Annotated in this window: 23 protein-coding genes and 1 tRNA gene; 17 read left to right on the top strand and 7 right to left on the bottom strand. The window is 59.4% G+C overall.

Annotated features, from left to right (window positions below; translation table 11 throughout):
• Positions 1 to 53 precede the first annotated feature (53 nt).
• Both H8S57_RS01265 and H8S57_RS01260 read left to right on the top strand, forming a co-directional pair.
• Positions 54 to 1,559: a sigma-54 interaction domain-containing protein gene (locus tag H8S57_RS01265; protein WP_186906254.1), complete on the top strand. Its 1,506-nt coding sequence runs from the start codon at positions 54 to 56 to the stop codon at positions 1,557 to 1,559.
• Positions 1,556 to 2,263 (top strand): MBL fold metallo-hydrolase, encoded by a 708-nt coding sequence (locus tag H8S57_RS01260; RefSeq protein ID WP_186906253.1) that lies wholly within the window; start codon positions 1,556 to 1,558, stop codon positions 2,261 to 2,263. The genes H8S57_RS01265 and H8S57_RS01260 overlap by 4 nt, the downstream gene beginning before the upstream one ends.
• An 886-nt stretch (positions 2,264 to 3,149) precedes the next feature.
• Here the strand turns inward: H8S57_RS01260 and H8S57_RS01255 are convergent.
• Positions 3,150 to 3,854 (bottom strand): IS3 family transposase, encoded by a 705-nt coding sequence (locus H8S57_RS01255; RefSeq protein ID WP_186906252.1) that lies wholly within the window; start codon positions 3,852 to 3,854, stop codon positions 3,150 to 3,152.
• A gap of 33 nt (positions 3,855 to 3,887) precedes the next feature.
• Here H8S57_RS01255 and H8S57_RS01250 point away from each other — a divergent pair, with 33 nt between their 5' ends.
• The 7 genes from H8S57_RS01250 to H8S57_RS01220 all read left to right on the top strand — a co-directional run bounded on the left by H8S57_RS01250 (position 3,888) and on the right by H8S57_RS01220 (position 12,829).
• Complete coding sequence (locus H8S57_RS01250; protein WP_186906251.1) at positions 3,888 to 4,193, top strand: hypothetical protein; 306 nt, start codon at positions 3,888 to 3,890, stop codon at positions 4,191 to 4,193.
• Positions 4,194 to 4,208: 15 nt separating this feature from the next.
• Positions 4,209 to 10,796, top strand: coding sequence for a MuF-C-terminal domain-containing protein (locus H8S57_RS01245; protein ID WP_186906250.1), 6,588 nt, complete (start codon positions 4,209 to 4,211; stop codon positions 10,794 to 10,796).
• Between the two features lie 157 nt (positions 10,797 to 10,953).
• Complete coding sequence (locus H8S57_RS01240; protein WP_186906249.1) at positions 10,954 to 11,334, top strand: hypothetical protein; 381 nt, start codon at positions 10,954 to 10,956, stop codon at positions 11,332 to 11,334.
• A gap of 1 nt (position 11,335) precedes the next feature.
• The gene (locus H8S57_RS01235; RefSeq protein ID WP_186906248.1) at positions 11,336 to 11,785 is read left to right on the top strand and encodes a DUF2829 domain-containing protein; all 450 of its coding nucleotides are present in this window, start codon (positions 11,336 to 11,338) and stop codon (positions 11,783 to 11,785) included.
• Between the two features lies 1 nt (position 11,786).
• Complete coding sequence (locus tag H8S57_RS01230) at positions 11,787 to 12,353, top strand: M15 family metallopeptidase (RefSeq protein WP_186906247.1); 567 nt, start codon at positions 11,787 to 11,789, stop codon at positions 12,351 to 12,353.
• On the top strand, positions 12,350 to 12,538 hold the full coding sequence (locus tag H8S57_RS01225) for a hypothetical protein (RefSeq protein WP_186906246.1): 189 nt from the start codon (positions 12,350 to 12,352) through the stop codon (positions 12,536 to 12,538). The genes H8S57_RS01230 and H8S57_RS01225 overlap by 4 nt, the downstream gene beginning before the upstream one ends.
• A 3-nt stretch (positions 12,539 to 12,541) precedes the next feature.
• A complete protein-coding gene (locus H8S57_RS01220; protein WP_186906245.1) occupies positions 12,542 to 12,829 on the top strand; it encodes a hypothetical protein in 288 nt (95 codons plus the stop codon).
• A 100-nt stretch (positions 12,830 to 12,929) separates the two neighbouring features.
• On the opposite strand, the gene H8S57_RS01215 is transcribed toward H8S57_RS01220, so the two are convergent.
• Both H8S57_RS01215 and H8S57_RS17635 read right to left on the bottom strand, forming a co-directional pair.
• Positions 12,930 to 13,076, bottom strand: coding sequence for a hypothetical protein (locus H8S57_RS01215; protein ID WP_207723643.1), 147 nt, complete (start codon positions 13,074 to 13,076; stop codon positions 12,930 to 12,932).
• Positions 13,077 to 13,275: 199 nt separating this feature from the next.
• Positions 13,276 to 13,404 (bottom strand): hypothetical protein, encoded by a 129-nt coding sequence (locus H8S57_RS17635; RefSeq protein ID WP_256413526.1) that lies wholly within the window; start codon positions 13,402 to 13,404, stop codon positions 13,276 to 13,278.
• A 187-nt stretch (positions 13,405 to 13,591) separates the two neighbouring features.
• On the opposite strand from H8S57_RS17635, the gene H8S57_RS01210 reads away from it, so the two are divergent.
• Entirely contained in the window at positions 13,592 to 13,771 is a 180-nt protein-coding gene (locus H8S57_RS01210) for a hypothetical protein (protein WP_186906243.1), read from the top strand.
• A 51-nt stretch (positions 13,772 to 13,822) separates the two neighbouring features.
• Here the strand turns inward: H8S57_RS01210 and H8S57_RS01205 are convergent, their stop codons facing one another.
• The 4 genes from H8S57_RS01205 to H8S57_RS01190 form a co-directional block, all read right to left on the bottom strand.
• A complete protein-coding gene (locus tag H8S57_RS01205; protein WP_186906242.1) occupies positions 13,823 to 14,065 on the bottom strand; it encodes a DUF2283 domain-containing protein in 243 nt (80 codons plus the stop codon).
• Complete coding sequence (locus H8S57_RS01200; protein WP_186906241.1) at positions 14,055 to 14,426, bottom strand: hypothetical protein; 372 nt, start codon at positions 14,424 to 14,426, stop codon at positions 14,055 to 14,057. Before H8S57_RS01200 ends, H8S57_RS01205 begins: the two co-directional genes overlap by 11 nt.
• A gap of 5 nt (positions 14,427 to 14,431) precedes the next feature.
• The gene (locus H8S57_RS01195) at positions 14,432 to 14,680 is read right to left on the bottom strand and encodes a hypothetical protein (RefSeq protein ID WP_186906240.1); all 249 of its coding nucleotides are present in this window, start codon (positions 14,678 to 14,680) and stop codon (positions 14,432 to 14,434) included.
• Between the two features lie 389 nt (positions 14,681 to 15,069).
• A tRNA-Leu gene (locus tag H8S57_RS01190) sits at positions 15,070 to 15,155 on the bottom strand.
• 253 nt (positions 15,156 to 15,408) lie between these two features.
• On the opposite strand from H8S57_RS01190, the gene H8S57_RS01185 reads away from it, so the two are divergent.
• The 7 genes from H8S57_RS01185 (at position 15,409) to H8S57_RS01155 (ending at position 23,091) form a co-directional block, all read left to right on the top strand.
• Positions 15,409 to 16,770 (top strand): hypothetical protein, encoded by a 1,362-nt coding sequence (locus H8S57_RS01185; protein ID WP_186906239.1) that lies wholly within the window; start codon positions 15,409 to 15,411, stop codon positions 16,768 to 16,770.
• A gap of 13 nt (positions 16,771 to 16,783) precedes the next feature.
• A complete protein-coding gene (locus H8S57_RS01180; protein WP_186906238.1) occupies positions 16,784 to 17,470 on the top strand; it encodes a response regulator transcription factor in 687 nt (228 codons plus the stop codon).
• A 324-nt stretch (positions 17,471 to 17,794) separates the two neighbouring features.
• On the top strand, positions 17,795 to 19,207 hold the full coding sequence (locus tag H8S57_RS01175; RefSeq protein WP_186906237.1) for a sensor histidine kinase: 1,413 nt from the start codon (positions 17,795 to 17,797) through the stop codon (positions 19,205 to 19,207).
• A 107-nt stretch (positions 19,208 to 19,314) separates the two neighbouring features.
• Positions 19,315 to 20,292: a DUF1385 domain-containing protein gene (locus H8S57_RS01170; protein ID WP_186906236.1), complete on the top strand. Its 978-nt coding sequence runs from the start codon at positions 19,315 to 19,317 to the stop codon at positions 20,290 to 20,292.
• A 145-nt stretch (positions 20,293 to 20,437) separates the two neighbouring features.
• Entirely contained in the window at positions 20,438 to 21,301 is an 864-nt protein-coding gene (gene prmC, locus H8S57_RS01165; protein WP_186906235.1) for a peptide chain release factor N(5)-glutamine methyltransferase, read from the top strand.
• Between the two features lie 40 nt (positions 21,302 to 21,341).
• Entirely contained in the window at positions 21,342 to 22,463 is a 1,122-nt protein-coding gene (gene recA / locus H8S57_RS01160; protein ID WP_186906234.1) for a recombinase RecA, read from the top strand.
• A complete protein-coding gene (locus tag H8S57_RS01155; protein ID WP_186906233.1) occupies positions 22,450 to 23,091 on the top strand; it encodes a regulatory protein RecX in 642 nt (213 codons plus the stop codon). Before recA ends, H8S57_RS01155 begins: the two co-directional genes overlap by 14 nt.
• Positions 23,092 to 23,322 lie beyond the last annotated feature (231 nt).

The raw sequence follows: 23,322 nt of genomic DNA, 5'->3' as shown, positions 1-23,322 counted from the left end.
TTTTGTGCTATAATAGGCCCTGCTTTCAATACGCTTTGAAGGAGGGCCGTCCTGTGCAGGAAAACAATTGGGAAAAGACGCTGGAACAGTTGAAGCAGGAGCTGAAGGAGACGGGGGACGCTGCCCGGCTGGGCCGGTTGGAGCAGCTGGAGCGGGAATTTCAGCAGGCACTGTCCGAACGCGTGGATATCCGGGAATTTTGTGAGAATTCCGGGCAGGCGCTCTGCATCACCGATGGACAGGGCCATATCACCTACATGAACGACCTGTACGCCCAGGAGACCCGCCTGCGGGCCAGCGAGGCGCTGGGCAAGCCAGAGCCGTTTCAGGAACCAATCAGCCTCCAGGTCATGGAACGGCAGCAGGCGGTGACCTTCGGCAACGACGGCAGCCGCCTGGAGCTGAGCAACGGCCGTATCGTCTCCGGCGTGCCTATCTTTGGCCCAGACGGAGAACTGCGGCACATCGTCATTACCCTCAGCACGGAGGAGCTGATCTATCAGCGCTACCGGGAACTGCGCAAGCTGATGAATAAAAAGGAGTCGGTACGCATCGTCGAGGGGGAGGACGCCCTCCAGAGCCTGCTGGGTAAAAATCCGGCCATCCGGGAGATCCGCAGCCTGATCCGCAAGGCTGCGCCCACAGATGCCACCATCCTGATCACCGGAGAGTCCGGCTCCGGCAAGGAGGTGGTGGCGGACTGCATCTATGGCATGAGCCGGCGCAAGGACAAGCCCTTCGTGAAGATCAATTGCGCGGCCATCCCACCCAATCTGCTGGAGGCGGAGCTTTTCGGCTATGAGAGAGGGGCCTTTACCGGGGCCAACGCCCGGAAGATCGGCCTGTTCGAGGTGGCCAACCATGGGACTATTCTGCTGGATGAGATCGGAGACTTTCCGCTGGAGCTGCAGCCCAAGCTGCTGCGGGTGCTTCAGCAGGGGGAGCTCTACCGGATCGGATGCAGCACCCCTGTCAAGCTGGACGTGCGCGTCATTGCCGCCACCAACGCCAATCTGAAGTACCGGATGCAGGAGGGGACCTTCCGGGAGGACTTGTACTATCGGCTCAGCGTGTTCCCCGTGCGGGTGCCGCCCCTGCGGGAGCGGAGGGAGGACATCCTGGGCTTGGCCAACTACTTTCTGGAGATGTATGGGAAAAAGTACAGCCGCGCGGTAACGCTGCCGACGGATATCTGCCGGGTGCTGGAGCAGTATGACTGGCCGGGCAACGTCCGGGAGATGCAGAATGTGATTGAGTATTATGTCATCTGCTCGGAGGAGGGCAATGAAATGAGCCTGGAGCAGCTGGCGCGGGTGCTCCAGTTCAGCCAGCAGGATACGCCGACGGGCTCCCGCCTGCATCCGGCCGGGGAATCGCCAGCCGCCGGCGGGACGCTATTCGAACTGCGGGACAACTATGAAAAACAGCTGATTCAGGATGCCCTGCGGCAGACCAGCAGCGCCCGCCAGGCGGCACGAATGCTGGGAATTTTCCCATCCTCGCTCTACCGCAAGGCACAGAAGTACAACATCCATCTGGCAGAGGAGGAGATCGAATGAACCCCTACCGGATCGTGGAGATGGGAAACGGCGTTACGGCGATAGAAGAAGGGGCTGTGCGCATGTTCCTGGTCCGGGGAAAAACGCGCGCGGCGCTGATTGACACCGGCTTCGGCGGCGGAGCGCTGATGCGCCAGGTGGAGGAACTCTGGCCGGGGCCTTTGACGGTGGTGAATACCCATGGCCATATGGACCATGTGGGAGCCAACAGGCAGTTTGCGCAGGTGCTGGCCCATCCAGCAGACTGGCCGGAGATCTGCCGGAACAGCGGATGCGGCGCGGAGCATCTGCGTCCGCTGCAGGCGGGGGACCGGCTGGAGCTGGGACAAAGGACGCTGGAGGTGCGGGAGACCCCGGGCCATACGCCGGGCAGCATCGTCTTGCTGGAGCGGGACAGGCGGCTGTTGTTCGGCGGAGACAACGTCTCCGACCGCCCCATTTTTCTCTGCCTGCCGGGGGCCTCGCTGAGGGAATATCTGGAGAGCCTGCGCCGCCTGCAGGAGTGGAGCCGGGATTACGATATTATCTATGCCGCCCATGGCAAGGCGGAACAGCCCGTCGCGCAGATCCATGCGCTGATCTGCTGCTGTACGTGTGTGCAGGAAGGCAGTCTGACCGGGACGGAGCTCGAACCCTACGGCGGCCATGCCCGGAACCTTTATGAACATAACGGCGCGGCGATCTATTGCGGGCACCGGGGATAGGATACAGCCCCGTTTTATCTGCTGTGCAGCAGATAAAACGGGGCTGTCCGGTTGTCGGAAAGCTGAAGGACAGCAGGCTGGGATGCTGCTGGGGATTTTCCAGCGGTATCTGTGCCGATTTGATTTTATGTCCTGTCCCAATACCATATGGATACCGCACCTCAAATCAGCCTCAAAGGCCAGGGGCGGTTTGGAAGCGAAAGACAACCACGTGCGGCTGAGAAGTCTCGCCATCAGACGGGGAGCTGCGCCAAGAAGGATGTTTTGAACTGACTCTCCCGGTCAACTTTAGGGACCGGTAGGGCAGGGACTCCGCGCAGCGGCGGAACCCCAAAAGAAAAACAACCGCCTGGAGGTCGGCCGCAAAATCGATGTCCAACGAAGTGGGTTCGATTTGGAAGTGAGGAGCAGCAAAATGGGCGTACGACGAGTGGTATGAGTGGCGATATAGAACTTTTTGAAAACCCCAGTAATATCAAGGACTTGTGGGCATCCGAACAGAAAATTATCTTGTATATCCCCCTGTTTTAGGGCGGCTGTTTTGAAGCAGCCGCCCTTTTCTTAATGTCCAAAATAAATGTACCGATTGGGGTTGAAAAAGCCTCTTTTTTCTTTTTGTATTGCCCGTTAAAAAGAGGACACGGGTGATTTATCACCCAGCGTGTCAAAGTGGCACAGAAGTGGCTTTTTTCTCAGAAAACAACACTTTTTTAGACCTCCGAAAATATGTCATCTACGCGATGCTCCATCTCACCAAACGGGTTTCCCGTATGTGGACGATCCGAATACGGCTTGTCCAGATACGGGAAACCCAGATATGGATAATCCATGTCTAAAGTGTACCCAAAGTCAAGGACACAATGAAATACCAAAAACATGAGAGTTGTTATGTGACCATAGATCTGGTCAGAAGCGATTCATCATGCACAGGCGGTTTGCCTGGCAGAGGATAAACGCCTGTAGTGAGGTACGTGTAAAATTCATTTGGAGATAATTTTGCAAGCTGCCACTGGTAACGGTCATTGTTGTAATAGTCGATCCAATCGTCAAGAATCGCTCTGACCTGCTCAAATGCGGTACAGCCAGATAAATCAATCTCATCTTTCATGTGCCCGAAAAAGCTTTCCTGCGGCGCGTTGTCCCAGCAATTTCCCCGGCGAGACATGGATTGGCGCAGAGCATGATCCTTCAGAAGCCGGATGAACCGATAGCTGGTGTAATGAAAGCCCTGATCGCTGTGAATCAGCGTTTTTGCATTGAGCGAAACGCCATGCTTTTCAACCAACAGGTTTATGCATTCCAGCACGAAATCCAATTCAAGGGAAGTGCTGACCGCATAGGATAAAACCTGTTTCGTGTATGCATCCAAAATCGTCGAAAGGTAGCAAAACGTTCCGTTATAAGGAATATATGTGATATCTGTGAGAAGCATGCTTCTGGCCCCATGCGCCGTAAACTCCCGATTCAGGAGATTCCCAGCGACATTGTTGGTTTTCAGTGCCTTTGCCATCCGGCGGTAAGGATTGGCTTTGCGGATTGGACAGGACAGGCCATATTTCCGCATGAGACGCTGGATTTTCTTGACGTTCATTTGTACAGGCTGCGGCAAATGGAGCGGGCGCATATGGATTACGACGGGCTGTTCTCCGACGCGTACTCCAGCGGGAATCCCAGCAGCTATATTTCCAACAACTACAAAAAGTACGGATTTACCAACGTTTCCGGGCTGACAAAAGACTATGAGAATTGGGTGAAGGCCGCAGACAAGGGGCCGGGATACGACAGCGTGTGGATGAACGCCCGGCGCAAGTACGACAATGGGGCGACCACCGGAGAGATTGTGAACTATCTGGTGGAACGGGCGCAGGCCGGACAGATCTCTGTGTTTGGACAGGAATACATCCTGGACCGGCTCGGGCTGGACAAGTAAACGGGAGGGAACGCAATGGCGATCAGCAGCCGGCTGGCGGAGCTCAATCGGAAATATGGTACGGCCGGGGGCGGGCAGGCGGAAAAACAGTCCGCAGCCCGGAAGGCCGGAACGGTCAGCGCGCGTCTGGCGGCCCTGCAGCAGAGGACGGCGCAGAACGGCAGCGTAAGCGCCAAATCGCAAAGCGCAGACGCGCAGTACCTGCGGGGCGACCGGAAGCCGCCTGCCCCCACGGCAGACGCGGCCAAAACGCTGCTCTCATCCGGCGTCAATCCTCTGGGGGCGGCGGCGCAGGGAAAGGCCGCATATACGCCGCCCACGACGGCGCAAAAAAAGGCGGCGCGGGAGGACACGGCGGCGCAGAAGAGCGTCGTCCGGCTCCCGACCGCCGCGGAGAAACAGGCGGAGAAAAAAGCATCTGTTCCGGAGATCGCCAGAAACGCGGTGTTTTCCGGGCTGAGCCAGTTCAACAAAGGGCTGGCAAGTACCCTTGATTTCTTTATGCCCACGGATTTTCTCGGGGAGTACGACCCTTTTTCCCGGCTGAATGACTACTACGCGAAGGAAAACGAGTATTTCGGGCAGCGGATGGCGGATTCGGTATCCGACCGAAGCCGTGCCGCGCAGGTCGCGGCCGAGGTCGGGGCCGGTACCGTCGCCGCGCTGCCGAATGCAGTTCTTGCACTGATGTCCGCCGGTACGTCTTTGGCCGCGCAGGGAACGACGCAGGGACTGCAGGCGGCGTCTGCCGCCGCAAATTCCGGCATCGCCGGGGCCGTCGGCAACGCAGTCAGCGAAATGATCAAGAACCCGCTTTACTGGTCCTCCTACCTGCAGACGGCCGGAACGGACTATGAAAAGGCCAAGGCAAACGGGGCGAGCGACCTGGAGGCGACGGCGACTGCCCTGATCTCTTCCGCGCTTAACGCGGGCATTGAGATCAGCGGCGGCCTGGAGGTGCTCCCGGACCAGGTAAAAAGCGGAGGCGTCCGGGCGGTCGGAAATTGGGTCAAAAGCATGCTGGACGAGGGCAAGGAGGAAGTTCTGCAAAGCATCGTGACCGGTATCACGCAGAAGGGCGTATACGACCGCTCCAAAGAGAACTTCTCCCTGACGAGCGAGGACGCCATTGTAAACCCGAAGCGGGCGCTGAACGAGTTTGCGATGGGCGCGGCGGTCGGAGGTGTGCTGGGCGGGGCACAGACTGGTGTTGTATCCGGCCTGAATGCGGTAGCCGATGCGCACAACAGCCGCCTTAGGCAGCCGGGCCGGGTAGCAGAAGACCTCAATCGTCTGCCGATCGAAGGCGCAGGCGCAGACGCCGGGCCCCGTCTGCTTCCGACCGGGCGTATGGCCGTTCAGGAGGACGGCGCCGCTCCTGCGGACGCTGTGGAGGCGGCAGGGAAAAATAAAACCGCCTCTACTGGTGAGACGGGGGCTTATCGTGCAGTGAAGCCGGAGAATGTGGAAATGCCTACTGTCCCCATCATCAATTTGTCTATGCAGACAGTAGCGGACATGAACGGCGGTGTGCTTCCAAAGACAGGGAACGCGCTGCGCAAGGACGCCATTTCCAGAGCACGAGTGCGCCTTGGCTTGGATCAGAACAGTGCGGCCTATATCCCTGCCAGCAATGTTATTCGCAATGGCGAAGAATATGTGTTAAAGATCACAAGGGCTTCGCTGAATAAGATGCTTTCTCCGGCAGACGGAAATGCTGTCCAGCCCGAAAGCATCATCATTCTGGACAACATTGAGCGCATTGCCAATAACGGAGTTTGGTTTGACAGCCAGGGGGACCGAAAGAACAGAACTCAGATCAATGGAATCGATCACTTGAAAACTACAGTCTACATCGACGGCGCGCCACATGAGGTAGACATGCGTGTCCGATTGGTACAGGAAAATGCGAATAGCGCGCAGGACAATGTTCTGTATTACTTCACCCCAGAGGAAGTCGTGTCTATAAAGAAAGTAGACACTGCTCCTCCTACAGGTGAACGGCGTGCGCTCACCGGGGCGTCAGAGGGAGTGTCTACTTCTCCTGCCCCCATTATAGCAGATTCCTCCGCAAAGGGCAATACCCAGTATGCCCAAAATTCCGTGGGACAAACCGGAGCTATTCCCGCAGCAGAACGTGTACAGGCAAATGGCTTTGACACTCCGTCCACCCTCAGCGAAACGGAGTTGAGGAGCGCCTTTGGAGAGAACGGGGCAGCGGCCTATCGTCTTGGCTGGCGGGGGGACGTGGACGAAACGGACTATTACATGGCCTTTTCCCACGCTTACAACGCCGGGGCGGCAGGGCGCAGCCTGGACAGCGTGCAGGAGCGCGTGCTGACCGACGCGCAGCGTGACACTGCATTCGAGGCCGGGCGGAGCGACGCTGACGCGGAGGCCCGAAGGGCCGGGTTTACCACCGTCTACGGAGCGGACAGCGGTTTGGTGTGGGACGAGCATACCCGAGCCATGGACCAGAAGGCGGCCGGGCAGGTGAACGAGGTGGCAAGGCGGCTGGGCGTCAAAGTGCTGTTTGCCGACCGGGTGGCGGGCGCCGCGGCCAATGCCCAGATCGAGAACGGGGTCATCACCATCGCCAAAGACGCGCAGAATCCGGTCCGGGCCGTGTTCGGCCACGAGATCACCCACCGTATCCAGGAGCTGGCCCCGGAGGAGTACCGGGCATTCCGGGAGGCCGCGATGGCCGATACGGAATTTTTGGATCAGCAGGTGGAAGGGACGAGGGCGCTGTACGCCAAGGGCGGGCAGGAACTGACCAGCCTGGCCGCCATGGATGAGCTGGCCGCCGACTATGCCGGGAGGCTGATGGAGGACGGGGCGCTGCTGGAGCGCTTCATCCAGGCCAACCAGGGCAGGCGGACCCTGCTGGAGAAGCTGAGGGACGTGTTCCGCAGCCTGGCCGACCGGCTGACGGGCCAATACAAAAGTCAGGCCCGGCAGGCCGGGCGGCGGCTGGAGCAGGCCCTGAAGGCGGCGGAGCGGCAGGCGGAGGCCCTGCAGGGGCAGAAAAATACCGCCCAGGAGGGCGGGGTGAGGTATTCGCTGAATCCGGAGTTCTCCAGTCGGCTGGATGAGTGGGATGGGAAATCCGACAGAACCTTCGATGTTGGCACAACATCGGAGGCCTTGAAGGGCATCGGAGTTATGGACCGTAAAATCATCTGGCACAGCAGGAAGGTATCAACGATCCTGCGGACGCACGAAGGAATGACAATGGACATCATCAAGCAGGTGCCCAGTGTGCTGGAAAATCCCATCATCGTTCTGAAGTCCCAGAACAGCGACAGTCGGATCGCCGTATTTGGCGAGGTCACGGACAGCAACGGAGCCCCCGTGACGGCAATCCTGGAGCTTCAGCCAACCAATAAAGGCGGGCAATTGCTGGATATGAACATTATCGCCAGCGCCTACGGGAAGGACACGAATCCGGCTGGCTTCGTTCAGAAGAGTGATCTGCTCTACCTCGATCCGGATAAAAATAGAACCAAAAGCTGGCTGCAGGGCCTTGGGCTCCAATTGCCCTCAGATACAACCGCTCTTGGTTCTATCGGTACGATATCATATCAGGACGGAAAAGTCAAGATAGAAGGTGTACCGTATTCTCAGTATATGCAGTCCGGCGGAAAAGGCAACACCAAATTTTCTATGAAAACCGACAGCATGGGGCAAGCGCTCACTGAAGCTCAGGAGGAGTTTTTCAAGGATTCCGCAGACCCGGATATCCGCCGGAGCCTGAAGGGCTCCGACCAGCTCGCCCGCGAGATCGACCGCCTGATGAAGCAGGTGCAGGACGGGGCCAGGAGTGAATCGGAGGTACGCCAGGAGATCCGTGCGCTGGCGGATGAAGTGTATCAGGGCATGGTGAAGCAGTACGGGGCGATCGCTCCGGGCGAGAAGCCGGCACGGACGGTCCGGGTCCCCCAAAAAACAGCGGACGACCGGAAGGTCTCCCAGACGGTGCGGACCGTCCTGGAGGCCGGGGCGACGCCGGATGCCGCCGTGCAGAACATAGAGGAACTGACGGCCACCGGCGTGTTCTCCTACGAGACCTACACGGATAAGACCGCCCTCGCAGACGCTGAGAATACGATTCGGGACAAGGGCTACGCCACTGCCCTGGCGGAGTGGTCTGAGTCCGTGGGAAAGGGCGAGGTGTCCAAGGCGAACACGGCCACCGGCTGGTGTCTGTATAACGCGGCGGCCAACGCCGGAGACATCCGATCCGCCATGACCGTACTCACGAAGATGGTTGGCCATCAGCGGAATGCGGCCCAGGCGGTGCAGGCCACCCGTATCCTCAAGAGCATGTCCCCGGAGGGGCAGCTCTACGCGGTGCAGCGGAGCGTGCAGAACCTTCAGGAGGAACTGAACGAGCGCTATGGCGGGAAAGGCAGGCCGGAGCTGAAGGTCGACCCGGAGCTTGCACAGCGGCTTCTGCAGGCAGGGGACCAGAAGGCGCGGGACAATGTGCTGAAGGACATTTACCGGGATATTGGCAGGCAGATGCCGTCCCGGTTCGTGGACAAGTGGAACGCATGGCGCTATCTGGCCATGCTGGGCAACCCGAGGACCCATGTGAGAAATATCGTCGGAAATGCCGGGTTCGCACCCGTGGTTGCGGTCAAGGATCTGACGGCCACTGCCATCGAGGCGGCGGTTGGCCGGGTATCCGGCGGGACACTGAACCGGACCAAGGGAGCGGTTGGATTGAGCAGGGCCGACCGGGCCCTGGTCTCAGCGGCGTGGGGCGATTATGTCAACGCACAGGATGCCGCGCTGGGCGGCGGAAAGTACAGCGACTTTTCCAACGCCAACCAGTACATTGAGCAGGGCAGGCGCATCTTCAGGGGCAAAGCCCTTGAGACATACCGGAAAGCCAACAGCAAGGCGCTGGATGCGGAGGACGTCTGGTTTTCGCGCCCCCACTACGCCTGGGCGATGGCGCAATACTGCAAGGCCAACCACATCACAGCGGAGCAGGTCGCCTCCGGGAAGGGGATGGATTCGGCCAGAGCCTATGCGGTACAGGAGGCGCAGAAGGCTACCTACCGGGACACCAACGTCCTGTCGCAGACCATCAGCGATCTGGGGCGGTATCGCGGGAAGAATCCGGTGAAAAAGGGCGTGAGTACCATTATGGAGGGGGTGCTCCCCTTCCGAAAGACCCCGGCCAACATTCTGGCCCGGGGGCTGGAGTACAGCCCGGCCGGTCTGCTGAAGGGGATGACCTGGGACCTGTACCAGGTGAAGCAGGGAAACCTGAGCGGAGCCGACGCTATTGACCACATCTCAGCGGGACTGACCGGAACGGGCCTGCTGGCGCTCGGGGTGTATTGTGCGGCCCAAAGCCTGGTGCGCGGAGCCGGCGGAGACGATAAGGATAAGAAATCGTTTGAAGAACTGCTGGGCCATCAGACCTACGCGCTGGAACTTCCGGACGGCACGAGCGTAACGCTGGACTGGCTGGCCCCGGAGGTGCTTCCCTTCTTCGTGGGCGTGAACCTGTGGGAGCAGACACAGGGAAAGAAAGAACCTGTTACCCTGTCCGCCCTGCTGAAAGCGGCCGGCAACGTGACGGAGCCCCTGCTGGAGATGTCCTGCCTCCAGAGCCTGAACGACGTATTCGACGCGGTTGGATACGCCTCGTCGGGGGACCTGAATGGGCTTACCGCCGCCCTGGTCACATCCGCTACCAGCTATCTGACCCAGGGCGTGCCGACCATCCTCGGGCAATTCGAGCGGACCGGTCAGGATGTGCGGATGACGACCTATACGGAAAAAAACGCATTCCTGACCCAGGATGCACAGTACGCCATCGGCCGCATCAGCGGGAGATTGCCGGGGTTGGATTACAACCAGATCCCCTATATTGACGCCTGGGGACGCACCGAGAGCACCGGCGGAGCGGGAAAGCGGGCCGCCGACAACTTCCTGAATCCGGCCTACACCGACGAGGTCGGGAGCAGCCCCATGGAGGACGAGCTGATGCGGCTCTACAAGGCCACTGGGAAAGCTGGACTGTTCCCCGACCGAGCCGGAAAATACTTTACCGTGGACGGAGTGCGCAAAGATCTGACGGCGGAGGAGTATGTGACCTACGCCACGGAGAAAGGCCGGCTCTCGTACACTCTGCTGACAGAACTGACAGCCAGCAAGCCCTATGAGCGCATGACAGACGAGCAAAAGGTGAAGGCGATCAGCGAAGCCTACGACCTGGCCGACAAGACCGCGAAGGCGTCCGTTGCGCCGGACTACACACTGGATTCCTGGATGAAGAAGGCGGAAGAGGCTGAGAAAAGGTACCGCATTCCACGGGAGACCTATGTCAGCCTTTACAGCCGGACCAGCGGGATAAACTCCCTGCGGTATAAGGACAAAGACGAGGACAAAAACGGCACGCCGGACGCCATACCCAACAGCAGGAGCCTGCTCGTCATGATGGAGGTCTACAAGACCCCGGGGCTGAACGACAAGCAGCGCCGGGCAATGTTTGAATACCTGGGCGTTGGAAAAGACTTTTGGCACTGGAATAAGACGCTTGTGCAGGAACGGCTGAGAGAGATGCAGAAAATGGCGGAGTAGGGCAACGCGGCATGGAAAGACATTGAGTGGTCGGACGACCGCGGCCATGCGCCGGGATCGATCCCCTGTCGCAATCGGCGCCCCCCTCTGCTACGCTGGTAGGGCAGGGAGGGGCGCAAGCCCTGCATCACACAAAATGCGAAAGGAGCACATACTTATGAACACCATCAACTGGAACACCCTGACCCCTGTGATCTTCGGCATCGGCGAAGCCAACAACCGCGACCTTGGCGTAGCAATGGACATGTGCATGCAGAACATCCGCGAGGGCCGCGAGGTCAATCCTGTGGCCGAGCTGCCCATTGCCCATCAGGTGGACTGGCCCCGCATCGGCAAGGCGTATGCCGCCATGGACGAGGCCGGGCGCAAGGCGGTCAACGACGGCCTCAACGCGTGGCTGCGCACCATGCGGGGTAACTACAAGGCCCTGTGCGCCCTCTGGGCAGCTGAGGACTACGACGCCATGGTCAAGCTGATGGAGGGCGCGAGCGACCCCGGCCCCATCAGCGGGGACAAGCCCGGCAAGGAGGAGAACTGAGATGGATACTTACATTGGAACGAAGATCATTCAGGCCGAGCCTGCCTACCGATGCGATGGAATGGTGTACCCGAAGAGCGGCCAGTACCCGAGGAGCATGCACATGGAGGATGGCTACAAGGTCCGCTACCCGGACGGGTACGAGAGTTGGTCTCCCAAGGACGTGTTTGAGGAGGCATACCGACCGACCGATGCCATGACCTTTGGGCTGGCCATTGAGGCCATGAAGAAGGGGAAAAAGGTAGCCAGAGCCGGATGGAACGGCAAGAACCAGCACATTGAGTTGGCATCGGCCATTAGCTACGAGAGCCCGGATGGGACCGTGGTCAACGCTGAGCACGAGGCCATTGGGAATCAGGCCGTGGCCTTCTGCGGCACCTCCGGTGTGCAGATGGGGTGGCTGGCCAGTCAGGCGGATATGCTGGCCAATGATTGGAAGGTCATAGACTGATATGCTTAACAGCCGGGACATCGACGACCTGCGCGCGGACGTAGCGGCCAATTGCCGGGTCTGGATGCAGCTGTGCCGGGATGCAGGCCTTGCGGTCTGCATCACCGGCACGGTCCGGGACCGGGCGTACCAGGAATACTGCTACCGGAACGGGACCAGCAAGGGGCGTGTGCCTACCTTCCACGCCCAGGGCGTGGGGCTGGCCTTCGATTTCTGTAAGAACGTCAAGGGGCAGGAATACTCCGACCCGGTGTTTTTCCAGCGGGCCGGGGAGCTTGGGGAGCGGGTCGGCTTCGAATGGGGCGGGCGGTGGAAGTCCTTTCCCGACCGCCCTCATCTACAATGGAGCGGCGGCGGGAAATACACCAGCAGCATGATCCTGGCCGGTCAGTATCCGCCGACCATGCCGCTGTACAAGGAAAAGGAGACCGCAATGACTACAGAAGAAGCCAAGAGCACATTGAAAGCCAAGGCCGGTCTGAGCGATACCACCATCGAGTACCTGTGGAGCTACCGATGGGGCGATGAGCTGCTGGTCAAGCTGGCCAAGGCGATGGAGGGCAAATGAAAGAAAAGATCGTAGATCGTATTCTGAAGCTGTTCGAGGTCAAGAGCCTCGTTACCGTCGGGCTGACCGTCTGCATGGCCCTGCTGCTGTTCGGGCCGTATGAACCGCCTGCGGAGGCGCTGGGGCTGTTCTGTACCAGCTACGGCGCGATCATCACCTATTTCTTCACCCGCAAGGAGGGCTGACGTATGGAGGACATCGCTGTCAAGGTGACCGAGATCGACCAGCGCAGCAAAAGCAATACGCACCGGCTCGACAAAGTGGAGGAGCGGCAGGACAACCTTGACAAGCTGGTGTCCTCTGTATCAGCGCTGGCCAACGAGCAGGAGCACATCAAAGAGGATGTCACTGAGATCAAGACCGACGTGAAGAGCCTGACAGAGCGGCCTGGGAAGCGCTGGGACAGCATTGTGGGGGCCATCATCACAGGCGTGGTGAGCTTCATCGTCGCCTGGGTGCTCAAGGGCGGGATATGACTACAAGACAAGCCCGGGAGGCATGGAGTGATCCAGCCTTCCGGGCTTTTTTGTTTGTCACAGCTGATTCGCCCCTCGTCACCTCCGGGGCGGGACTTGTTTATCCCCTTGCCAGTCCGTCCAGGGCATCAACCTCATCCAGCAAGTCCCGAATGCTGTCAGCACTCGCGTAAAACTCGTTGCCGATCTCCAACCGATAGAGCGCCCCGGCCTCCTGCTGGGAGATCTCCCACCATTTTCCTGCCATTTCTCCATGACTGATATAACCGCATTCCATAACTTCTCTTGTTCGTCCTTTCCGGCCTGTCGGCCTGTCAGCGTTTCTTCCACTTGCTTTTGCCCTGCCGGTTTGTTATACTGGAGGCGGTCAGATGGCAGGCTCTAACCGCCTCCGTTTGGTTGCTTAGACCACCTGTGCTTTCGAGGGCTGCGGGTGGTCTATCTTTTTACTCGGGGATTGCCTCCCGGATGATGCGGGCCGCGTCCTGCGGGTCTTTTGCGGTGGCCTCTACGAGTTTCGCTAGGGTCTCTAAGTAGGACTTGAGTTCTGTCTGGGTCATCTCGTCTTGCTCCATTCGGTTCGCCTCCTGCCAGGCTGATTTGGATTTGGCCTCTTGACCTCCTCCATGGTCTTATTATAGTATATCGCTAGCGATATTTCAATTAACAGAGTACACAAAGATATATCGCTATCGTTGTACAAATTGTATATCGCTAGCGGAGCAAGGCTGTGATATAATACCTACAAAAGGAGATGATGGCATGGCGGTTAGCAAGGCCCAACAGAAAGCAGTCGGAAAGTACGAGAAGGAAAACTATGATAAGGTTCTTCTGCGGCTCCAGAAGGGTTCTAGGGACAAAATAAAGGCTCACGCCCAGCAGAAGGGCATGAGCCTGAACGCCTATATTGTAGACCTGATCGAGAAGGATATGGAACGATAAAACTTGCCCCCGCCGCCCGGAGCATCGGCTCTTGGGTGGCGGGGGATTTGTCTATTGCAGGATGTTTGGCAATATGTCTCTTTCAAGTGAGACATCGAACGATTCCGGTAATTTTGGCAATGAGTGAGAACGGTACTTTTTTAAAAAACTAAGAATCGTAAAACCTGTGATAGCCTCTGTGCGCATATCTCTCATTAAAATTATTCCGCTTGAGCTGTCATCGCCATAGGAGTTTGTTTTGTCTCCAATTGCGACATACAATGTGTCAAAGCGCTGGTCGTAGTCAATTTTCATTGTTTGCAATGTATATCGCCTCCCCCTTCGTGCCAGCTATCGGATTCTTGGATGGATATGCCGTCACGACCTCACCGCCTCCGCCAACAACGGAAAGGACAACTTTTGTGTGAGGGGCGTAGCCATAATATGTAGCGCATTTGGTTTCCTTGCTATATATTTCCCGATAATCTAACGGCGGGTCGCTATCGTGGCTCTCATAGATATTATCAGGACTCCGAATAGTATCTATAATTGCCTCAACGTTATCTTTCATTATAGGATGCCCGGTTAATTCGTTAATTATGTGTCGCTCCCACTGATTTTCAGAACAATATACCGAAACTCCACGTGGGTCCTTTACTTTTAAAATATCGCTCATGCCTGTTATTCTGCATTCGTCGAAGAGAATATATTTTTTAAAATCTCAAAAAGTTGTTTGGCCGTCCCCTCCGAAATCACAATGCCGCATACGTCTTTACGTTCTGTGTCTGTTTGGATTTTTCCAGATGGAATAGCGTTGGTCTGCGCTTGGTCCCGCAATACAGGATATTCTTGAGCAAAGTTAATAACTATTTCGCCGAGTTGAGGATTATGTGTAACAGTAAAAGCATTTGAATATTGAGGCTGCACCATAATATATGCCCCCTTCTTTCTTTATGTACTTGAATTATACATGCCAAATGTTAACTTTTCAAGTACTACAAAAAGCATCCGCCAAAGCTGTGGCACTACATATGGGCGTCTACCTATAGCGTGCTTCAGTTTTTTGGTGCATAGAAGCGTCCAACTATACCTCACCCACCCCCGGACGCCCTGTGCTGGTGTCCGGGGGATGTTTTTGGGTGCGGCGTCCGTGTGCAAATCCGTGTGCAATCTCATCTGTAATTTCGTATGTAATTCTTAAGTTTTCTTCATGTTATCATGTATCTGGATTTATTATTTCGTATTCATTCAAGAGCTTGCAAACCATTGATAAATCAAAGAAAAATCCCGAAGCCCTGATTTCTAAAAGCTTCGGGATTTGGTGCCGGTGGTGGGACTTGAACCCACACGGTATTGCTACCAACGGATTTTGAGTCCGTCACGTCTACCATTCCATCACACCGGCATGGTACGAGGTTCGGAAATTATTATACACGAGACAGCGGCGCTTGACAAGAGTTTTCTCACATGGAACAAGCAGAAGAGCACTGTGCGCTCAATGGGCGGCGTCAGATACGGTTTTCCGGCGGGGAGCGCGCGGCGCGTGCGCCGCGGCCGTGCCGGCATGGCTATCCGTATCAACTGAGGGTACCATTTCAGAAAAAAATATGATATGATATCCAAAGACCGCAACAGACCCCCTTTGGAGGAAAACGGATATGAAGAAACACGGACTCAGGCTGTGTCTGACAACGGGACTGCTCCTGCTGCTGACCGGGTGCTTTTCCCAGTCGGTGGACGAGCTCTACGCGCCGCCCCGCGCGCCTGACGATTATTTGAAGCTGGATGATAAGATCAACGAGGTGCTCAACCAGGGCGGTGAATATGCCGCGCCTCTGAGCGGAGAGCTGACGCAAAAGGTACAGCTCCAGGACCTGGACGGGGATGGAAATATGGAGGCCATCGCGTTTTTCCGGGTAAGTACGGACGAGCGGCCCCTGAAGATCTACATCTACCGTCAGACCGAAGAGGATTACGAGGTGGCCGCCATCATCGAAGGGACGGGTACCGCCATCAACTCGGTCAGCTATGTGGACCTGGACGACAGCCCTTCCAAGGAGATCGTGGTCAGCTGGCAGATGTATGAGAAGACCCATGCGCTGGGGATTTATTCCATCGACCGCTACGAGGTGGTGGAGCTGGTGCGCACCGACTATACGGACTTCTGCCTGTTCGACCTGGATGGGGACAGCCAAAGGGAACTGATCGTCCTCCAGACCGGGGTCAATGACGAGGACAACCGGGCGGAGCTGTATAATTTTCAGGAGGGGGTCCTGGAGCTGGAGTCCTCCGCACCCCTGTCCCGCAATGTGACCGGTCTGGCGGACGGCGGGATCAAGACGGGCTATCTGCGGGACAGGGTCCCGGCGCTGTTCATCCCATCTTATTATAAGGGTGAGAACGGCCTGATCACAGATATTTTTGCCTGGCGCAGCGGACGGATCGAGAACATTACCTTGAACCGGGAAGGGGAGAGCGAGAACACCATCCGCCTGTATACCCAAGTCTCAGGAACCGATATCAACGGGGACGGGGTGATGGAGCTGACCGCCCCCTATGCGCTGCCCGACCCCAACAGCACCAGCGCGGCGGTGAATTTCTGGGCCATCCGCTGGCGGCAATTCGACGTGAACGGAACCGCCTGGCCGGTGTTTACCACTTATCACAACGTGCGGGACGGCTGGTATTTCATCCTGCCGGACGAGTGGGAGAACAAGATCACCATTTCCCGCAGCGATCTGGCCAGCAGCGGGGAGCGGGCGGTGGTCTTCTCCTACTGGGAAGGCGGGGCAGCGGTGGATCCCGCGCCGTTTTTGGTCATCTATCAGCTCACCGGCGACAACCGCTATATGCGTGCCAATATGACGGGCCGCTTCCGCCTGCATACCGGGGCGGAGGACGACAGCGAGACGCTGTATGCCGCGCGGTTTGTAGACTGCGATTGGGACTGCGGCCTGGACGAGACGGGCGTACAGGAAAACTTCGCCCTGATCGTCAGCGATTGGTCGGTCACAACATAGAGGAGGGAACGACATGAAAAAGGTGCTGGTGCTGGAGGACGAGGCGAACATCCGCAGCTTTGTGGTCATCAATCTGAAACGGGCCGGATACGAGGCCATTGAAGCCGAGAGCGGCGAGGAGGCCCTGGCCCAGCTCAAGCGCAACCCGGATATCAAGGTGGCGCTTTTGGACATTATGCTGCCCGACATGGACGGGTTTGAGGTCTGCCGCCGCATCCGGGCGGGGGACAACAAGATCGGCATCATCATGCTCACCGCACGCACGCAGGAAATGGATAAGGTCACCGGCCTGATGACCGGGGCGGACGACTACGTGACCAAGCCCTTCTCCCCGGCGGAGCTTACCGCCCGTATCGACGCCCTTTACCGCCGTACCGGCGGGGAGGAGGCGGCGGACACCGGGGAGATCAGCCAGCCGCCCTTCCTGCTCAATACCCGCAACCGCACGTTGGAGAAAAGCGGTCAGCGGGTCAAGCTTACCCAGGTGGAATACTCGATCATCAAACTCTTTATGGACAACCCCGGGAAGGCCCTTTCCCGGGAGGAGATCCTGGACTCGGTTTGGGGGCGGGATTACTTCGGGGAATTGAAGATCGTGGATGTGAACATCCGCCGTCTGCGCATCAAAATCGAAGACGACCCCACGAACCCGGTCTATATTACGACCGTGTGGGGATACGGCTATAAGTGGGGCTTTTGAGCCGGCGGCCCGGGGGCGGCTTGGGTGGGCCCCGCGCAGCGGGGCGGCGTCTGCGCCGCACAAGGGCTTGCCGCAGGCAAACCCTTGGCCCAGAGCGGATTTATTTCGCTCCAGCAGGTCGAAAGCACAAGGGGTCCCCGTACAATAGGGGATGAGACGCCCCCATGAATCCGGTCTATCTTACGCCCCTGTGGGGCACGGCTATCAGCGGGGCTTTTGAAGCGGCGGTTTCGATCCGTCCGCCGGGGGCCCAATGGCCGGGCCCCTTCGGCCCGGTGAAAGGCAGGACCAAAGAGATCCATCCAGGTGGTGAAGTCAGGCTCTATGAAAAAAATCAAAGGGATCCGCAAGCGGTGGATGGTCAATTCCATCAGTGTGGTGCTGTTCATCGTTCTGCTGGCGGTGACGGCGTTTTCCGCCGCCATGGGGAGCTATTACTACACGACCATGAGCAACGCCCTGCGCAGCAAGGCGGAGGGGGCCATCTATTCCTTTCGTGCCTATCAGGCGGAGAGCACCTATTACCAGTACGCCCGCTCCGTGGTCAGCGATGCGGCGGGGGAGCAGCTGGAGGTGGAGTTCATCGATTCCCGGGGCCAGATCCGCTTTTCCAGCTCCGACCTGACCGCGTTCCGCTCGCCCGGCACGCCGGATATCGCGGAGGCCCTCAGCCAGGGCCGCACCAAGGTGTGGACGGGTTCGGACCCCAGCACCGGAGAGCACGTCATGGCGGCCTCCAGCCCGCTGATCATCAACGGCCGGGTGGTGGGGGCCATGCGGTATGTCACCTCCCTGCGCAGCGTGGACCGGCAGATCATCCTCATTGTGGGCATCGCGCTGGGCATCGGCCTTGCCATCCTGGGTATGGTGTACTTCTCCAACCTGTACTTCGTCCGCTCCATCGTGGATCCGGTAGCGGGCATCACAGACACCGCCAAACGGATCGCCGCCGGGTCTTACGGGATCCAGATCGAGAAGAAGTTCGACGACGAGATCGGTGATCTGACCGACGCCCTCAACGACATGTCCCTGAAGATCAAGCAGTCGGAGAAGCTGAAGAATGAATTCATCTCCTCGGTTTCCCATGAGCTGCGCACGCCCCTCACCGCCATCAACGGCTGGGCGGAGACCATCATGAACGGGGAAGTACGGGACGCGGAGGATGTGAAGAAGGGGATGGGCATCATTGTGTCCGAGGCCCGGCGGCTGACCAACATGGTGGAGGAGCTGCTGGAGTTCTCCCGTATCCAGGACGGGCGGTTTACCCTTTCCATCGAGCCCATGGACATCAAGGCGGAGCTGGAGGACGCGGTGTATACCTACCGGGAGTTTTTCCGCCGGGAGGGCATTGAACTGAATCACTTCGACTGCGAGGAGGAGTTCCCGCCCCTGTCCGGGGATCCGGAACGCATGCGCCAGGTCTTCTGCAATCTGCTGGACAACGCGGCCAAGCACGGCGGCAGCGGAAAACGCATCGACACGGCCATCCGGGGGGACGGGGATCAAGTGGTCATCACCATCCGGGACTATGGCCCCGGTATCCCGGAGGAAGAACTGCCCCACGTGAAGTACAAATTTTATAAAGGCTCCTCCAAAGCGCGCGGCAGCGGGATCGGCCTTGCAGTGTGCGACGAGATCATCTCCCGCCACAACGGTACGCTGGAGATCGGCAACGCGGAGGGGGGCGGCTGTATCGTCACGCTCCGCCTGCCTCTCGGCGGAATTACCGTGAGATAGAACAAAAGTTCGATAATAATACCCGCGCCCCTTGCAATTGGGGTGCGGGTTTGATAAAATACAAAACGACAGGAAACGATGAAAGCGAGAAGGAGAATTTCTGCTGCATGACGAATGAAAAAGACCAATCCTGCGCTACGCCGTACAAGACCATGATCGGCGGGCAGGCCCTGATCGAAGGGATCATGATGCTGGGGCCGGAGAAGAAAGCCGTGGTGGTCCGCAAGCCGGACGGCGAGCTGGTGGAGCAGGTGGAGGAGCGGGTGCTTATCAAGGACAAGCACCCCATTCTGGGCGTCCCCTTTCTCCGGGGCGTGTTCAATTTCTGTTCCTCGCTGGCCAACGGCGTCAAGGCGCTGATGTATTCCGCCAGCTTCTTTCCCGAGGACGAGGAGCCGGAGGAGCCCTCTAAATTCGAGCTTTGGCTGGACAAGCGCCTGGGCAGCGAGAAAGCCGCCGGCGCGGTCGTCACCTTCGCAGTGGTGCTGGGCATCCTGTTTTCGGTGGTCTTGTTTTTCCTGCTGCCCACCGCCCTGGCCGGCGGCGTGGCCTACTTTTTCCCGCTGCCCATGTGGGGGCGCAACCTGCTGGAGGGCGTGGTGCGTATCGTCATCTTTATGGGGTATCTGGTCCTCTGCTCCCGTATGAAGGATATCCACCGGGTGTTCGAGTACCACGGCGCCGAGCACAAGACCATCTTCTGTTATGAGCGGGGCGAGGCGCTGACGGTGGAGAACGTCCGCAAGCAGCCACGGCACCACCCCCGCTGCGGCACCAGCTTCCTGTTTGTGGTCATCGTGGTGAGCATTCTCCTCTCCAGCGTTCTGTTCGCCTTTGTCCACGTGACCAATACCTTCGCCCGCATGGGGCTGCATATCCTGCTGCTGCCGGTCATCGTGAGCATTACTTACGAGCTCAACCGTCTGGTAGGCAAATATGACAACGCCTTTACCCGCATCGTGACCGCGCCGGGGCTGTGGCTCCAGAACTGGACCACGTTTGAACCCGACGATTCCATGATTGAAGTGGGGATACGGGCCTTTACGCTGGTTTTGCCGGAGGAAAAGGGCAAAGACGAGTGGTGATGTTCCACGCCCGGGGGAAGCGCCGTGCCCTGGGCGCGCAAGCCCCGCGGAGCCGCCGCTTCGCGTTCGTATCCCCGCCTGCGGGGGCCGTTCGGGGCGGGCGGCGCGGTGCTGTGTGAGAATTGGAAATCGAGGAAGTGGTTTTATGGCGACCACCTACAACAACCTCTATCTGGACGCGCGGAAACGGCTGAAAGAAGCCGGGATCGAGTCGGCCCAGCTGGAGGCGCGGGAGATCGTCTGCTATGCCGCCGGCAAGACCCGGGAGCAGTTTTTCCGGGACCTGGCGCTGTATGCCTCCGATCCGGTGGAGGAGCGGGTGCGCGCGCTACTGGAGCGCCGTCTGGCGGGAGAGCCGGTGGCTTATATCATCGGAGAATGGGAGTTCTATGGACTGAGCCTGGATATGGACCGGAACGTACTGATCCCCCGCATGGATACCGAGCTGCTGGCCGAGCGGGCCATCCTGCGCGCCCGGGCCGCGGGGGAGGGCGCGCGGGTGCTGGATTTGTGCGCAGGCAGCGGCTGCGTGGGCCTGGCGGTGGCCGCCAACGTGCCCGCCTGCCGGGTGGTGCTGGCCGATTTGAGCGAGGAGGCGCTGAAGATCTGCAAGCAGAACGTGCGCCGCAACGACCTGAACGCCAGGGTCACCTGCATGCTGGCCGACGCGAAGGAAAAGCCGGACCCTGTGCTGTGGGATTTCGATGTGATCGTCTGCAACCCGCCGTACATTCCCTCGGGAGACATTCCCGGCCTGGACGTGTCGGTGCGGGACTACGAGCCCCATTCCGCTCTGGACGGCGGTGCGGACGGGCTGGATTTTTACCGCTCCATCGCCTCCAGATGGGGCACCGCCCTCCGGTTGGGCGGCGGGCTGCTGTTCGAAGTGGGGATCGGGCAGGCCCCGGACGTGGAGTATATTCTGGCACAAAACGGGTTTGAAGCGATCCAGACGCACCGGGACACCCAGGGGATCTGGCGCGTCGTGGAAGGGACCCTGAATACATAGCGCGGGGCGTTTCCCCGCGATTGGAGAGGAGTACATCAGAATGGCTGAGAAAAAGAAGGCCGGCGTGGAGGCGGCAGCCCCGGCGTCCGATAAGAAACGGGCGCTGGAGACCTGCATCGCCCAGCTGGAGAAGACCTATGGCAAGGGCACCGTCATGCGTATGGGGGAGAACACCGGCATCGTGGTGGAGGCCATCCCCACCGGCTCCCTGTCTCTGGACCTGGCCCTGGGGATCGGCGGCGTACCCCGGGGGCGCATCATCGAGATCTACGGCCCCGAATCCTCCGGCAAGACCACCCTGGCCCTCCATGTGGTGGCCGAGGCCCAGAAGCGGGGCGGCGAGGTAGCCTACATCGACGCCGAGCACGCGATGGACCCCAGCTATGCCAGGGCGCTGGGCGTGGATATCGACTCCATGCTCATCTCCCAGCCGGACACCGGCGAGCAGGGGCTGGAGATCTGCGAGGCGCTGGTCCGCTCCGGCGCCATCGATGTGGTGGTGGTGGACTCCGTGGCCGCCCTGACCCCCAGGGCGGAGATCGAGGGGGACATGGGCGACTCCCATGTGGGCCTGCTGGCCCGGCTGATGAGCCAGGCGTTGCGCAAGCTGGCCGGCTCAATCGCGAAGACCAACTGCGTGGTCATCTTCATCAACCAGCTCCGGGAAAAGGTAGGCGTCATGTACGGCAACCCCGAGGTCACCACCGGCGGTCGGGCGCTGAAGTTCTACGCCTCCGTGCGGGTCGAGGTGCGGCGGATCGAAGCGCTGAAAAACGGCGGCGAGGTCATCGGCAACCGCACCCGGGCAAAGGTGGTCAAAAACAAGGTGGCGCCCCCGTTCAAGGAGGCCGAGTTCGACATCATGTACGGCGAGGGCATCTCCAAGGTGGGTGAGATCCTGGATCTGGCCGTCAAGTTGGATCTGATCCAGAAGTCCGGCTCCTGGTTCGCTATGGGCGAGGTGCGTATCGGGCAGGGACGGGACGCCGCCAAGCAGTACCTCAAGGATAATCCCCAGGTCTGCGAGCAGGTGGAGGCGGACATCCGCAAAAACGCCTATAAGCTGCTCAGCGGTCAGGCCAAGGCCGCCGCCAAGGCCGCCGGCCGCGCGGTGGATGTATCCGCCGATGACTTTGAGGACGGCGAGGATGAAGATCGTTAAGCTCCGGCCCTCTCAGCGCGTCTGGGACCGCTGGCTGGCCTTCCTGGAGGACGGCGCGATCCTGCGCCTGGGTTCGAGGGAGGTGGCCGCCTTCGGCCTGTATGCCGGTATGGAGCTGTCCCCGGAGCTGCTGGAGCGCCTGAGCGCTGCGGCGCGGCAGGGCCGGGTGCGGGACAAGGCCCTGGATCTGATCGCCGCCCGCCCCCTGTCCCGGAAGGAGCTGACCGATAAGCTCACCGCCCGGCCGAGGGACCGGGAAAAGGCGGCGGCGGCCACGGCAGAGGAGGCCGCCGCCGCCGCCGACTGGCTGGAGGAGATGGGCTATCTGGACGACGCCGATTACGCCCGCAGGGTGGTGGAGCATTACTCCGCCAGGGGCTGCGGTCCCGCCAAGCTCCGGGACGAGCTCTACCGCCGGGGGGTGCCCCGGGACTGCTGGGACGATGCCCTGGCGGCGCAGGAGCCCCCCGAAGGCGCCATCGACGCCCTGCTGCAAAAAAAGCTCCGGGGCGCGGACCCATCCGACCCCAGGGCGCTGAAACGGGCCGCCGACGCGCTGGCCCGGCGGGGCTACCGCTGGGAGGAGATCCAGGAGGGGCTGGAGCGCTATCGGGCGCTTTCGGAATAGGACCGCGGAACGAAGCTCCGGAGCGGCCCGGGGGACGATCCGGCGGCGCAGGGATCGGACAAGACCGCCGGTACGAACCGACCGCCCAGCCATACCCCGTTGCGGGACGCGGCGGGCGCTTCCGGGGCGCAAAGCCGTGCGCGCAGGGAAAGCAGCTCGTCCTGAAAGGATGCGCCGGGCGCCGCTTGGATCTGATCCTGGCGGCCGTTCAGCGTCCGGACGGTTTTGGCG

Source organism: Lawsonibacter hominis (genome assembly GCF_014287895.1).
Classification (GTDB): Bacteria; Bacillota; Clostridia; order Oscillospirales; family Oscillospiraceae; genus Lawsonibacter_A; species Lawsonibacter_A hominis.
The sequence above is the reverse complement of the archived record's forward strand: the minus strand, read 5'-3'. Positions and strand labels throughout refer to the sequence as shown.